The sequence below is a fragment of the Aeromonas sp. 55A genome (assembly GCF_051919665.1).
Taxonomy (GTDB): domain Bacteria; phylum Pseudomonadota; class Gammaproteobacteria; order Enterobacterales; family Aeromonadaceae; genus Aeromonas; species Aeromonas veronii.
The window spans coordinates 1,762,501-1,776,895 of sequence record NZ_JBQBEH010000008.1 but is presented as its reverse complement, the minus strand read 5'-3'; the positions used below and the strand labels follow the sequence as shown (position 1 = coordinate 1,776,895).

General features: G+C 58.1%; 9 protein-coding genes, 1 tRNA gene, 2 rRNA genes and 2 pseudogenes (1 of these 14 cut by a window edge). 5 read left to right on the top strand and 9 right to left on the bottom strand.

Annotation, left to right across the window (positions count from 1 at the left end; genetic code table 11):
* Nucleotides 1-255: 255 nt before the first annotated feature.
* Genes ACTG2G_RS12335 through ACTG2G_RS12325 form a run of 3 tightly spaced genes read right to left on the bottom strand, consistent with a single transcriptional unit; the run spans nt 256 to nt 1,737 of the window.
* A complete protein-coding gene (locus ACTG2G_RS12335; protein ID WP_005342720.1) occupies nt 256-648 on the bottom strand; it encodes a DoxX family protein in 393 nt (130 codons plus the stop codon).
* 39 nt (nt 649-687) lie between these two features.
* Complete coding sequence (locus ACTG2G_RS12330; RefSeq protein ID WP_429206107.1) at nt 688-1,374, bottom strand: pirin family protein; 687 nt, start codon at nt 1,372-1,374, stop codon at nt 688-690.
* 30 nt (nt 1,375-1,404) lie between these two features.
* Nucleotides 1,405-1,737 (bottom strand): hypothetical protein, encoded by a 333-nt coding sequence (locus ACTG2G_RS12325; RefSeq protein ID WP_216952675.1) that lies wholly within the window; start codon nt 1,735-1,737, stop codon nt 1,405-1,407.
* A 258-nt stretch (nt 1,738-1,995) separates the two neighbouring features.
* Between ACTG2G_RS12325 and ACTG2G_RS12320 the strand changes: the two are divergent.
* Nucleotides 1,996-2,909, top strand: a pseudogene (locus ACTG2G_RS12320) (LysR family transcriptional regulator).
* A 99-nt stretch (nt 2,910-3,008) separates the two neighbouring features.
* Nucleotides 3,009-3,428, top strand: a complete 420-nt coding sequence (locus ACTG2G_RS12315) for a hypothetical protein (RefSeq protein WP_439985475.1) — start codon at nt 3,009-3,011, stop codon at nt 3,426-3,428.
* 93 nt (nt 3,429-3,521) lie between these two features.
* On the opposite strand, the gene ACTG2G_RS12310 is transcribed toward ACTG2G_RS12315, so the two are convergent.
* Both ACTG2G_RS12310 and ACTG2G_RS12305 read right to left on the bottom strand, forming a co-directional pair.
* A complete protein-coding gene (locus tag ACTG2G_RS12310) occupies nt 3,522-5,516 on the bottom strand; it encodes a methyl-accepting chemotaxis protein (protein WP_439985474.1) in 1,995 nt (664 codons plus the stop codon).
* Between the two features lie 192 nt (nt 5,517-5,708).
* On the bottom strand, nt 5,709-6,059 hold the full coding sequence (locus ACTG2G_RS12305) for a hypothetical protein (RefSeq protein ID WP_005355311.1): 351 nt from the start codon (nt 6,057-6,059) through the stop codon (nt 5,709-5,711).
* Nucleotides 6,060-6,258: 199 nt separating this feature from the next.
* On the opposite strand from ACTG2G_RS12305, the gene ACTG2G_RS12300 reads away from it, so the two are divergent.
* The 3 genes and pseudogenes from ACTG2G_RS12300 (at nt 6,259) to ACTG2G_RS12290 (ending at nt 9,904) form a co-directional block, all read left to right on the top strand.
* Entirely contained in the window at nt 6,259-6,981 is a 723-nt protein-coding gene (locus ACTG2G_RS12300) for a response regulator (protein WP_058053585.1), read from the top strand.
* A 33-nt stretch (nt 6,982-7,014) separates the two neighbouring features.
* Nucleotides 7,015-8,375, top strand: a pseudogene (locus ACTG2G_RS12295) (ATP-binding protein).
* Between the two features lie 140 nt (nt 8,376-8,515).
* A complete protein-coding gene (locus tag ACTG2G_RS12290) occupies nt 8,516-9,904 on the top strand; it encodes a transporter substrate-binding domain-containing diguanylate cyclase (RefSeq protein ID WP_439985473.1) in 1,389 nt (462 codons plus the stop codon).
* A 67-nt stretch (nt 9,905-9,971) separates the two neighbouring features.
* Here ACTG2G_RS12290 and ACTG2G_RS12285 read toward each other — a convergent pair whose 3' ends face one another.
* From ACTG2G_RS12285 to ACTG2G_RS12270, 4 genes are all read right to left on the bottom strand, one after another.
* Nucleotides 9,972-11,924 carry a ligand-gated channel protein gene (locus ACTG2G_RS12285; RefSeq protein WP_421386493.1) on the bottom strand — a complete coding sequence of 651 codons (1,953 nt, stop codon included), beginning with the start codon at nt 11,922-11,924 and terminating at the stop codon, nt 9,972-9,974.
* Nucleotides 11,925-12,476: 552 nt separating this feature from the next.
* Nucleotides 12,477-12,553: transfer RNA gene (locus ACTG2G_RS12280), tRNA-Asp, on the bottom strand.
* A gap of 96 nt (nt 12,554-12,649) precedes the next feature.
* Nucleotides 12,650-12,764, bottom strand: a 5S ribosomal RNA gene (gene rrf / locus ACTG2G_RS12275).
* Nucleotides 12,765-12,887: 123 nt separating this feature from the next.
* Nucleotides 12,888-14,395, bottom strand: a 23S ribosomal RNA gene (locus ACTG2G_RS12270) (it continues 1,382 nt past the right edge of the window).

Here is a 14,395-nt window from a genome sequence, read left to right as displayed (position 1 = left end):
CAATTCCCGCCTGTGGATGAGAGGGGGCGAGGGAAAAGGCGAGCCATTTCCGTCACTTTACAAGAGAGGGAATTGTCGGGGATCGGGGGGGAAGATGCAAAAGGCTCTTGTGGCCAGCAGGCGGGTAAACCGCTGAACCATGAGAGGCGCCGCAGATTTGGCGCGCCGCCTCACCTATCCGGAAAACGCAGACAGAAAAAAGCCGGTGCAGTTGCACCGGCCAAAAGGCATTGGAAAACTTGACTCTTCAGGGCATTACCAGTTTTTGCCGAGACGGGCATCCAGACTGAAAGCCCCTGCTCCGGCCGCCGCCAGGGCCAGGAAACCACCGGCCACTGAGACGTTCTTCATAAACATCAGCATCTGCATCTGTTCGGCAGGCTGATAATGGAAAATAAAGGCAGCCATCAGGGTGAAACCGGCCAGCAGCACGGAGAGGCTGCGGGTAAAGAGACCCAGCACGACGGCAAGGCCACCACCCAGCTCAAGCAGGATCACCAGCGGCAACATAAAGCCCGGCACGCCCATCGCTTCCATATAGCCTTGAGTACCTGCGTAACCGCCGATCTTGCTCCAGCCCGCCATTACGAACATCAGCGCCAGCAGTACACGACCCGCCAGCAGCGCTACATCTTTCATCTTGTCCATTTCATATTCCTCGTTTGTGTCACATCACCGCTGACTGCTTCAGGGTAGGTCAAATAACAGAGCTTGGCTGGCACTGGTCGCAACCAGCTCCCACCGGTATTCATCACGACTGAGTACCCCGTCGCCGGGTCGGGCAGCCAGACCGTTGGCGGTCAACCCCCCTGAAATCATCTGCAGGTAACCGTGTCGGCCAGCCAGTGCCCAGTCGAGCGTCTCGCCCGGGGCCAGTTCCAGCCGCCATACGCGGGCCTGTTGGCGGATCCGCAGCGATCCTGCCTCACCATCCGGTGACGCCACCAGCGTCATGCCCGGTCTGGACTCGATCTTCTTCTGCTGATATCCGGGTGGCGTGCCAAACTCGTTCGGCTCGATCCAGATCTGCAACAGGGAGAGAGGATCCGTCTGCGAGGGGTTGTACTCGCTGTGGCGGATCCCGCTGCCTGCGCTCATCAGCTGGAAATCCCCAGCCGGGATCTGCTCGGCATGGCCGAGGCTGTCCTTGTGCTCTATGGTGCCTTGCAGCACGCAGGTGAGGATCTCCATATTGGCGTGAGGGTGGGTGGCGAATCCGCCACCCGGCGCAACCAGATCCTGATTGATCACCCGCAGTACCGAGTGTCCCATCCACTCCGGGTCATAGTAGTGACCGAAGGAGAAACTGTGGCGCGCGTCCAACCAGCCAAAGTTGGCCTTGCCCCGCGCTTCTGCGGCTCTCAATTGCATCATGGTGTGCTCCTCACCTACCGGGACGGTTGATTAACGCTGTTTGCCGCTACCGATACCGAACGGAATACGGTATTCGCTGCTCTGGTCAGCCAAGCTGACAGTCAGGTTGCCCTGGGTACGGCTCGGGATCCGCACCTGCTGGGTGCCTGTCAGGTTGGCGTGGACTGATGCCAGCAGATCGCCAGACTCGTCACGCACTTCCAGCATAGGATTGGCTTTGCCATCCATTGCGGCAGTGGCGTTCCAGTTCACAAACAGCACGCCGGGCATGGCATTGAAGTCAGCCGGTACGGAAGCCTGGGCGAAACCAGTGGTCATCAGGCCTCCAACGGCCAGCATCTTGATTACGTTTTTCATGTTCATTCACTCTCTTGTTTTATATGTCATTGCCAAGGCCTTTTCGGCCAGAATCAATGCATCCATGCAAGAGGTCATTCAAATAGTGTGTTGTTCTTTCACCGACGTCAGACAGACCTATTTGGTGTGTCACAGTACGGAACTACCCGCATATTTGGCCGCTCGACGTTCCTGCCTAAGCGTTGATTGAATATTAAAGTGACATGACCTAACTTGTTAGCGAGATAAACTGGCAAACATATTCAAAAAAATTGAAGGTGAGGAATGACCAAGGAATCGAACAAGGAGCGGGCGCTGACCCTGGAGGCAATCCGGGTGCTGGACGCCATCGACCGCCGCGGCAGCTTTGCGGCGGCGGCCGACGAGCTGGGCAAGGTCCCCTCGGCATTGAGCTACACAGTGCAGAAGCTGGAGGATGAACTGGATGCCATGCTGTTTGACCGCAGTGGCCACCGCACCAAGTTCACCCCTGCGGGACGCATGCTGCTGGAGCGCGGCCGGGTACTGCTGGAGGCAGCCGAGCATCTGGTGGGAGAGACCCGGGCGCTGGCCCGTGGCTGGGAGACCGACATCACAGTCGCCGTCGATGCACTGGTCCCGGTGCAGGCCCTCTACCCCTTGGTGGAGAAGCTGGCCGAACAGACCGATACCCGACTGCGGCTGCGGGCCGAGGTGCTGGCGGGTAGCTGGAGTGTCTGGAAGATGGTCGCGCCGACCTGCTTATCTCCTCCATCAACCCGGACATCATGATGACCGGCATCAAGCATCAGGTGATCAAGGACGAGGTGATGCTCTACGTCGCCCATCCCGATCACCCGCTGCATCAGGAGCCCGAACCCTTGGCCGACGAGACCCTGCGCCGCTACCGCGCCATCGCGGTGGCCGACACAGCCCTGCGCAAACCGGTTCTCACCTACCGCCTGCTGGACAAGCAGCCGCGCCTCACTGTCAGCACCATGACGGAGAAACGGGATGCCCTGCTGGCAGGGATCGGCGTCGGCACCATGCCACAGAGCTGGATTGAGGAAGACATCCGGGCCGGTCGGCTCAAGGTGATCAGCCCCGAATATCGCCATCAATTGCAGGTGGTGCTGGCCTGGCGGCGAGACACCATGGGCAAGGCCAAAAGCTGGCTGGTGCGGGAGATACCAAAACTATTTGCAACTGGTGAGAAATGAGATCCAGTTAACAGAAATGTTAATTGCATGCCTCACTTGACGCCCAATATCTTTGCTGATTTCATAGCCGCCTCATTGAACCCATGGAAGCTGTAGAAAATGAAAAAGAGTTTGCTGGTTGCCCTCACCACCCTGCCCCTGTTTGCCAATGCCGGCCTGATGGATTCGCTGACCGACAGCGTCACCAGCAGCGTCAAGGATGCGGCCAGCACTGCCGTATCCGGTGCCATGGACAGCGCATCCAACGAAGCCATCAAAAAGGCACTGGATATCAAGGAAGGCGGCTCCAACAAGCAGGCTATTAAAGAGAAGCTGGGCGCTCCTGCCACCACCAAGACCGAATCCGGTCTGGAAGTGTGGACCTATGATCTGGATGCCTTGAACAAAGCCTCTCCGCTGCTGGCAGAAACCACCAAAACCCTGCTGAAAGATACAGACGCCGCCAAGAAAAACGTGGTCATCAAGTTCGAAGGCGAAACCGTCAAGAAAGTAGACCTGACCGACAAGGCTCAGGGCTAAGTTCGCTCGTCCGGTGGAGTGGGCTGCACACTCGCACCGACACAGATAGCAAGAGGGGGAGCATCAGGCTCCCCCTCTTTCATTATCGGTTTGTTACACCTTGAAGCGATGCACCAACGCCACCAGCTGGCGATTGGACTCCAGCAGGGTGGCCGAACTCTGTTCGGTATTCTGACCGTTATCCACCAGCAGATTGACCATGTCGCGGATCGTGACCATGTTGCGGTTGATCTCTTCGGTCACTCGACTCTGCTCCTCTGCCGCAGTCGCAATCTGGGTACCCAGATCGTTGATCTGCACCACGGCATCCGCCATCTTGTCGAGCCCGCCGGTCACCTGCTCGGTATTCTCGGTCGCCGCCTGACAGCTCTGCTTGGTGTGCTCCATGGCCACCACGGCTTCGGCCACTCCCTGCGTCAACCGGGAGAGCATGCTCCCCACCTCGGCAGTGCTATTCTGGGTTCTCGCCGCCAGTGCGCGCACCTCATCAGCAACCACGGCAAAACCACGGCCCTGCTCACCGGCCCGCGCCGCCTCGATGGCCGCGTTGAGTGCCAACAGGTTGGTCTGGGCAGCAATATCGCCGATCACGCTGAGTACACTGCTGATCTGACGAGCATCTTCCTGCATCCCCAATACCTTGGTCGCAGCAAGATCCACTTCATCGATCAGCGCCGCCACACTGGCAGAGGCCTGACCCACTACCTGACGGGACTGAATCGCCTGACCATTGGCAGACTCGGTAAAGCTGGCGGAATCGCTCGCGTGGTGCGCCACACTGTCGGCAGTGGAGCTGAGCTCGGTCAGGGCTGTCACTATCTGATCGGTCTCGGCAGCATGCTCACCGAGAATACGTCTGGCCTGGCTCGTCTGCTGGTCAAGCTGGGCCAATTCACGGGTAATCAGCTCTGTGGTCTCGGTCACCTGCAACATCATCTGCTGCAGATAGGCGATAAAGCGGTTCACCGATTGGGCGATATGGTCCAGCTCATCGCGCCCCTTGACCCGGATCCGGGCAGTCAGATCAGCATCTCCGGCCGAGAGCGCATCGATGTTTTGCTTGAGGGTGTCGAGTCGACTGCCCAGCTGCTTGATGGCCATCAACATCAGCGCAAACAGCAGCACCACTAACGGTAGCTGGATCGCTGCCAGCGTCTTGAGCACCTCCTGACTGTCGTGGGTCAGGGTGCTGGTCGGCTGCGCCGCCGCCAACAGCCAGGGGGTTCCTTCGATGGGTTGCATCAGCAATGTCTGCTCTTCACCCAGATCCTGAAAGGTAGTGCGCTGCAACGCGGCGCCATTACCCGGCCCCAGCAGGCTAGCGATGGCGCTGGCAAAGGGATAGTCCCCGTGAGATGAGAGGTTGCCCAGCACCACATCCCCGCTCAAACGACCATTCTTGCTGAGGATCTTGCCGTCGGCCTCGACGATCATCACCTGACCACCGATCTCCTGCTCTTTTTTGGCGACCAGATCATTGAAGAAACCCAGCGTCACATCGATGGTGGACACCCCGTAAAGGGAACCGTCACGATAGATCCCCATGGCACAGTTGGTGCGCGGCTGTTGGCTGGCACCATCCTTGTAAGCCGCCGCCCAGACACACATGCCTTTCTCCGCCTGCTGCCCGGCTCTGTGCCAGGGCTGCTCGAAATAGTTGGGCGCCTCGGCCGAGTTCCAGTAGGTGTTGGGGATCAGCTTGTTGGCACCATCCCGATGAAAGAAGGTACTGAACTTGATGCGACCGGCTTCCCGCTGATCCGGCATCGGCCAGATGCCGCCACCAAACACCATGGCATTGCCATATTGATCGATCAGAGCAGGGAGAACAGCATCGATTTGCTCACTCGGCAGCTGGGCAACCAGCTGAGTGATACTGCGTGACTGGCTCTGCACCCCGTTGAGCTGATCGCGAATGTCGGTCGCAATCTCGCTGACCCGCAGCACCAGATTCTGCTCACCCGCCCGTTGCAGCTCGGGTTTGACCCATAACTGGATGCCGATTACGGTCAGCACACAGACCGCCACCATGAATCCCAGAAAAACGGCGGTATATCGCCCCTTGATTGTCCCCAGATCCCAACCCATACCCTCTCCTGTTTTCGGCCACTGCTCACTGCAGCTTGTTATATGAGCGGGCATTATCTTGCAATTCGCTCACGGCGCGTTTGCCATCGCTCACATAAGCGACAGTAAGATAAGGATTCGAGCGAAAATGGATCGATACGATCACAAAAAGGGTGGCCTCGGCCACCCTTGGGTTGATAACAGCTGGCGCTGTTACTGGTTCGCTTCGGCGAACTGCTTCATCGCTTCGGCGTGCTTGGTCATGCCGGCGGCACGCTCGTTGAGCTTCTTGATGAATTCCGCCTTCTTGGCAGGATCTTCAATGCGGTCATAACGTTGCTGCAGGTTGGCCTGGATCTGCTCCGGGGTCATGTTCTGCATGCGGGCCATCTTGTCGTGGCGACCACCGTGGTGTTTGCCACCCATCATGCCACCACCGTCCATCGGGCAATCCACCATGGCACCGGGCTGGCCAGTGGGGGCTGCTTCACTGGCTGCATAGGCACCCAGCGGCAGGCCAAGGATCAGGGTGGCGGTCAGCAGGGTTTTGGTCAGCTTTTTCATGGTCTATCTCCTGTAGGGATGATTCTGGTTCGGCGCTCTTGCCTTGCCCTCAAGTAAACACCCTATCGGTGTCTGAACTTTGCCAGCATCACCCTTTTTTGTAGCAGAGTGTGGCATCGTGCGGATCTGGCACACTTTGACACAAACCGCCGGGCGGATTTTCGTATACTCGTGCCAACGCCAAGCAGGGGAGGTATTCATGAACCAGGGTAACACCCACATTCTGGTGGTCGACGACCACAGCGAGATCCGCGATCTGTTGAAGCGCTTTCTGGAACAGCACGGCCTGCGGGTCAGTTGTGCCCGGGATGGCAAGGAGATGAAGCGCCTGCTGGAGGAGCGGGAGTTCGACCTGCTGGTGCTGGATCTGATGATGCCGGGTGAAGATGGTCTGACCCTCTGCCGCGAGCTGCGGGTCAAATCGAACCTGCCCATCATCATGCTGACTGCCATGGGGGAAGAGACTGACCGTATCATAGGGCTGGAGATGGGGGCCGATGACTATCTGGCCAAGCCCTTCAACCCGCGCGAGCTGCTGGCGCGCATCAAGGCGGTGATGCGCCGCACCCAGGCCGAGACCCAGCCCGCCACCGAGACCCTGACCCGGGATCTGCGCTTCGATCGCTGGCTGCTCGACGTCAATCGCCGGGAGCTGGTCGATGAGGATGGGGTGGGCCTGAGCCTCTCCACTGCCGAATTCGATCTGCTCAAGGTGTTTCTCGAACGCCCGCAGCGGGTGCTGAGCCGGGATCAACTGCTGGATCTGGCCCGTGGCCGCGAGGCGGTAGCCTTCGATCGCGCCATCGATACCTTGGTGAGCCGCCTGCGCCGCAAGCTGGAGCGGGATCCCAAGAATCCGGAACTGATCAAAACCATCTGGGGTGGTGGCTATATGTTCTCCGCCGATGTGACGCAGGTTTAAGCAGTGGGCACCTTGCGACGACTGTGGGCACGGATGTGGCCCAAGGGGCTGACCGGCCAGATCATTCTGGTGGCGCTGGCGGGGTTGATCCTGATCCAGCTGCTCAGTATCCAGATCTACCGCACGGATCGGGAGGAGGCGCTCGGCTTCGTCAACAGCCGCAACGCCATGCAGCGGATCATCTCTGTGGTCAGGCTGCTCTCCCTCTCCCCCCGTCCCTCTATGACGAGATCCTCAAGGCGAGCCGCAGCGAGACCCTGCTGCTGCGCCTCTCCGACGAGCCGCTGCAACCGGATAACCGCAGTCCCCGCTTCGAGCAGCTGGTGCGCTCGCGCCTCAACTATCCCCCCGGCCTCACGGTAGAGATCAGCGCCGAGCTGAAAGAGGATACTCAGCGCAGCAAGGCGTGGGAACATCACGCCCGCATGATGCGGGATCGCAAGGGGCCGCCCCCACCACGGGATATGCGGCTCTATGGCTCCATCGAACTGCCGCAGGGGGGCTGGCTGCAGTTCAGCTCGCTGGTCGACAAGGAGGCGGGTAGCTGGTCGTGGCAGACTACCCTCAACCTGATGCTTGTTGCCAGTCTGGTGATCGGGCTGATGGTGCTGCTGTTTCGCCGTGCCACCCGCCCGCTCAAGCAGCTGGCAGGCAATGCGGAGCGGCTCGGGCGGGGCGAGGATATCGAGCCCTTGAAAGAGGAGGGGCCGACCGAGATCCGCGAATCGATTCAGGCCTTCAACCGGATGCACACCCGGCTCGACCGCTTCGTGCAGGACAGAACCCGGATGCTGGCGGCCATCTCCCACGATCTGCGCACCCCCATCACCAGCCTGCGGCTACGCACCGAGTTTCTGGCCGATAGCGAGGACAAGGAGCGCATCCAGCAGACCCTGCAACAGATGGAACAGATGCTGGCGGCCACCCTCAGCTTTGCCCGCGAGGAGGGGCAGCAGGAAGCGACCCGCGAGCTGGATCTGGTCAGCCTGCTGGTCAGCCTGTGCGATGACTATGCCGATACCGGACAGCCGGTCACCTGTCTGGCGGAAGGCAAAGAGGTCTACGCCTGCCGGGCCAACACCCTACGCCGGGTACTGCAGAACCTGATCGGCAACGCCATCAAATATGCCGGTAGCGCCGAAGTGTCGTTGGAGCGGCGCAAGGAGGAGCTGTTGATCCGGGTCTGCGATAACGGGCCGGGGATCGATCCGGCGCGGCTGGAGGATGTGTTCAAGCCGTTCGTGCGGCTCGATGAAGCGCGCAACACCGAGTCCGGCAGTGTCGGGTTGGGCCTCTCCATCGCCCGCACTCTGGTCCATCAGCACGGCGGCGAGCTGACCCTGCTCAATCGACCACAGGGGGGACTGGAGGCGCGGATCAGCCTGCCGCTGTAAGTAGTCACTCTATCCGCCAGCCTTGTCATGGCGCCATTTGCATCATGCAAACTTCATCATTTGAGCGCTTGTTCTTCGATGAGAAAGGCGGTGATAATCGGTGACCACGGGACGGTATACGGCAACGGATTGGAGCAAGGATGGCCTCTTCCAGGACAGGAGTCATAGTCAGTATCGGATGGGGGCTCCTGCTGCTCGCCCTTGCCCTGCCTGCCTGGGCCAAAGCCCCGGAAGAGCCGATCATCATTACCAACTCCAAAGCCTGGCAGCCCTTCTCCTATATCAATGAGTCGGGCCAGCCGGATGGCCTGCTGATCGATTTGTGGCGTGAATATGCCAGGGTCACCGGCCAGAAGATCGAGTTCAGGCTGGTCGACTGGCAAGGCTCTCTCGACCTGCTCCATGAGGGGAAAGCGGATGTTCACGCCGGACTGCTCTGGTCACCGGAGCGGGACAAACTGTTCGACTATGGCCGGCCTCTCGCCCAGCTCGACTCCCAACTCTTCTTCTCGAGCGAACTGCGCGGCACCGATGTCCACTACTACCTGCTCCATGAAACGGTCGGTGTGGTAGCCGGTGGCTACGAGGAGTATTACGCCAGACGCTACTTCCCCGGCACCAGACTGCAGACCTTCGACGACAATGACACCCTGCTGGCGGCGGCCTTTCGGGGCGACATTAAGGCCTTTATCGCCGATCTGCAGGTCGCCAACTTCTACATCTATACCTCGGACGATCCCACCCGCTTTATTCCGGTTCGCCACCTCTATACCGACCAGATCCGCTTTGCGGTGAAAAAGGGCGACCTTGCCCTGTTAAACCGGCTGGAAGAGGGGTTCGCCAAGCTCAAAGAGAGCGATCGGGAGCGGATCATCCGCAAATGGATGCATGTCGAAACCGTCTACCCCATCCATCTCGGTCCCTGGTTGCTGTTGGCCGGAGTGCTGATCATGGTGGCCTACATAGTGCAACTGCGCCGCGCTGTTGCCAGCCGCACCACCGAGTTGAGCCGCGCCAACGCCAGACTGGAGCAACAAGCCAGTACAGATCCCCTGACCGGCCTGCTCAACCGACGGGCATTCATGCCTGCCATGGAGCAGCGGCTGGCAAGCGGCATGCCCTGTGCCCTGTTGCTGTTCGATGTGGATCACTTCAAGGAGACCAATGACCGCTTTGGTCATGGCATCGGGGATCTGTTGCTGGAAAAGCTGGCCACGACTGTGACCAACCTGTTGCCCGAAGAGGCTCTGCTGGCCCGCATCGGCGGCGAAGAGTTTTGCCTGCTGCTGCCGCTGGCCACGCTGGCAGAGACAGAGCAATGGGCCGAGCGGATCTGCCTGGAGAGCAACCGGCAAACCCTGCACACCAGCAGCGGCGAGGTGATCCTCTCCATCAGCACTGGGGCAGTCTGGGTAGCCGCAGAGAGAGAGGCTGATGCCGACCAGCTACTGCGGCAGGCTGACGCCCTCATGTATCAGGCCAAGGGACGGGGGCGCAATACCTGGCAAGCCGCCGCCTATCAGGCATAGTCCCCTGACGGACGCGCAATAAAAAAGGCCGCCATCGGAAGATGGCGGCCGCATGACGGGTTCCCTATCAGAAGTTGTAGGTTACGCCCAGGTTGTAGCGACGACCATCCAGCACAGTGCCATAGCTGCTGTAATCCACCGTCTTGTCGAACAGGTTGTAGACCCCGGCAGTCAGATCCAGATGCTTGTTGGCCTTGTAGACCAGGCCCATGTCAAAGAAAGTGTAGGAAGGAGTCCCCTCCGCCATCTTGACCCGGCTCAGGTACTCGGAGGTCTCGCCACGGAAGTTTACCCGTGACCAGAGGCTGAGATCCTCGGTGGTTTGCCAGTCAACACTGCCGTTGAACATATGGCGGGGCATCTGGTTGAGGGCATGACCCGCCAGTGGACCACTCTTCTGCTCGGACTGGGTAAAGGTGTAGCTGGAGCTGACCGACCAATCCTCATTGATGGCCCAATCCATCATCCCCTCGACACCGCGCATGTTCGCCTTGTCGACGTTGACCCGATCACTGATGAAGTCATAGCTGTGACCATTGAGGGTACAGGCGGGATCGCTCTTGCTAGTGCAACGACGCACTTCGGATATCTTGTTCTTGAAGTCGGTGTTGAACAGGGTAACCCCGGCGTTGAAGCCCTGATGACCGTTCCACAACAGGCCGATCTCTTCACTCACGCTAGTCTCGGGTTTGAGATCAGGATTACCGACCAGCATGCCATCCAGGCTACCACCACCGGTGACCTGACCCCAGTTGGCCGCTGACATCCGCAAGTCAGGAGAGCGGTAACCGGTCGATACGCCCCCTTTCAGGGTCCAGCTATCATCCAGATGCCAAACTCCGTAGAGGCGCGGGCTCCAGTGAGAGCCGTAATTCTGATCCCGATCCATGCGGGCGCCACCGGTCAGGGCAAAGCTGTCTGTGAGTGACCACTCATCCTCGACAAACATCGCCCAGCTCCAGCGAGTCAGCTGCTCGGCAGGGTTGGCCACTTTCAGGGTATTGCCCTGATCGTGCAGATCCTCATAGCGATACTGACCACCGACACTCAGGTAGTGATCACCCAGAATAAACTGGGTATGGGTATCGGCGATGGTGTTGGTAAGTTCCATCTTGCGGCCGGGGTTGGTGTTGGTCTCCTGCTGCAGATAGCTGCTGGAAGAGCCGAAATCATACTGGCCATCATGGGTCAGCGCATAGTTGGTGCGCTCGTAGCGGTTAAGGCTATCTTTCGCCTTGGCAGCCAGCGAATTGCCGGCCGTGCGATCCCGATCCTGCAGACTACGACTGGCTTCCAGATCGAAGCGGTTATGGTCATCAGGCTTGAAGCTGAGCACCGCAGTGCCAGTGCGAGTCTCCTGCTCGGCAAAACCCTGGGTAAATTTGTCTTCACCACGATGGGCAAGCTGACCGTTGAAACGCAGCCCCAACACGCCATCGATCAGTGAACCTGCGGTATAGGCATCGGTCTGGAAGCTGTTGCCGGCATCCTTGTTCTCCTGGAAGGTAGAATCAGCATGAACCGAGCCCTGCCAGGCCAGGCCGGTGGTCTTGCGGGTAATCACGTTAATCACGCCCCCCATGGCATCGGAACCATAACGGGATGACATAGGGCCACGGACGACCTCAATGCGTTCAATCGCCTGCAGTGGCGGCAGCCAGCCCTGCTCGATACCCGGACCATCGCTGTTCGGGCGAGTGCCACGGCTATCCACCTTCTTGCCATCAACCAGCATCAGGGTGTATTTCGAACCCATACCACGAATGCTGATATCACTGCTACTGCCACCGCCGGTCACCACAACACCGGGCACATCCTTCAGGGCATCGGTCACATCGCGATATGCCCGCTTTTGCAGTTGCTCACGGGTAATCACAGAGATGGAGGCGGCAGAGTCTTCAATCTTCTGCTGGAAGCCGGAAGCGGTGACGACCATCACCTCTTGTTCGGAAGCATAGGCCTGGGTCACAAGAAGGGAGCAGATCAGCAAGGCAAGCTTGTTCGGTTTCACTGTTGTCATGTTTTAGCCTGAACATTATTAGTAGGAAGGTGACGTATTCCCTTACTTCACTCATTACAACGCCCTGGCATCCGGCCAGACGCAGCATTAGAAAAGGCTCATTTGAAAAGCACTTTATTAATCAGCCCGCATTGTAACGACCCTGCCTCGATCATTCAAACAATAATCATTATCATTTGGTTCATGCGGTATTCCTGCCGCAGAACAGCTCACACTCTTGATAAGAGACTGTTTTAATGGAATAAATCCATAAACAAATCAGGGAATTACACAAACAAGCGGAAGCGATGATGTACCGCTGCAAGGTGGCCTGATTTAATCATCAAGCTCTATGGCCAAGATGGGATGTGCTGCGATATAGAGGTGGAAACAGTAGCAAGAACGCCAACAGAGGAAGGTATTGTCATCGCGGTGGGATGTCGGAGGCTAAAAACACCAAAGCCCGGTTATGAAACCGGGCTTTGTGTTGATTCTTGCGTACAAATCTGTGGCCACTGGACAAAACCACCCATAGCAAAAAGGCCTTCCCATCTGGGAAGGCCTTCAAATTAGTGGCGGAGCGGACGGGACTCGAACCCGCGACCCCCGGCGTGACAGGCCGGTATTCTAACCGACTGAACTACCGCTCCGCATTCGGTTAGCTTTCGCTAAATCATGTGCCGCTTCTATGAGGTGTCATCCTCGCAGCCAGCGTCGTGATTCTTCACATCGCTGTTTAATTAGGTGCCTGGCAGTGTCCTACTCTCGCATGGCGAATGCCACACTACCATCGGCGCTACCGCGTTTCACTTCTGAGTTCGGCATGGGATCAGGTGGTTCCACGGCGCTATGGCCGCCAGGCAAATTCTTAATCTAGAAAGCTGACGTGAGTAGTGATGTTTCGCTTGGCTTGTCACTATCACTGAATTTTGAGTAGTTCGCTTGGTATTTGCTACAAGCCTTAGAACACTTCTTGGGTGTTGTATGGTTAAGCCTCACGGGTAATTAGTATGGGTTAGCTCAACACGTCGCCGCGCTTACACACCCCACCTATCAACGTTGTGGTCTCCAACGGCCCTTTAGGACCCTCAAGGGGTCAGGGATGACTCATCTCAGGGCTCGCTTCCCGCTTAGATGCTTTCAGCGGTTATCGATTCCGAACTTAGCTACCGGGCAGTGCCACTGGCGTGACAACCCGAACACCAGAGGTTCGTTCACTCCGGTCCTCTCGTACTAGGAGCAACTCCCTTCAATCATCCAACGCCCACGGCAGATAGGGACCGAACTGTCTCACGACGTTCTGAACCCAGCTCGCGTACCACTTTAAATGGCGAACAGCCATACCCTTGGGACCGACTTCAGCCCCAGGATGTGATGAGCCGACATCGAGGTGCCAAACACCGCCGTCGATATGAACTCTTGGGCGGTATCAGCCTGTTATCCCCGGAGTACCTTTTATCCGTTGAGCGATGGCCCTTCCATTCAGAACCACCGGATCACTATGACCTACTTTCGTACCTGCTCGACCTGTCCGTCTCGCAGTTAAGCTGGCTTATGCCATTGCACTAACCTCCTGATGTCCGACCAGGATTAGCCAACCTTCGTGCTCCTCCGTTACTCTTTGGGAGGAGACCGCCCCAGTCAAACTACCCACCAGGCACTGTCCGCGAGCCCGATTCAGGGCCCTGCGTTAGAACATCAAACATACAAGGGTGGTATTTCAAGGACGGCTCCAGCGCAACTGGCGTCACGCCTTCAAAGCCTCCCACCTATCCTACACATGTAGGTTCAATGTTCAGTGCCAAGCTGTAGTAAAGGTTCACGGGGTCTTTCCGTCTAGCCGCGGGTACACCGCATCTTCACGGCGAATTCGATTTCACTGAGTCTCGGGTGGAGACAGCATGGCCATGGTTACACCATTCGTGCAGGTCGGAACTTACCCGACAAGGAATTTCGCTACCTTAGGACCGTTATAGTTACGGCCGCCGTTTACCGGGGCTTCGATCAAGAGCTTCGCTTGCGCTAACCCCATCAATTAACCTTCCGGCACCGGGCAGGTGTCACACCCTATACGTCCACTTTCGTGTTTGCAGAGTGCTGTGTTTTTGATAAACAGTCCCAGCCATCTGGTCACTGCGACTCCCAACTGCTCCATCCGCAAGGGACTTCACTGTCAGGAGCGAACCTTCTCCCGAAGTTACGGTTCTATTTTGCCTAGTTCCTTCACCCGAGTTCTCTCAAGCGCCTTGGTATTCTCTACCCGACCACCTGTGTCGGTTTGGGGTACGATGACTTGTAATCTGAAGCTTAGAGGCTTTTCCTGGAAGCAGGGCATCAATGGCTTCCACACCGTAGTGCGTTCGTCTCGTGTCTCAGTGTTGTGTCTCCGGATTTGCCTAGAAACACCACCTACGCACTTTCACCAGGACAACCGTCGCCTGGCCCACCTAGCCTTCTCCGTCCCCCCATCGCAATTACAAGTCGTGCAGGAA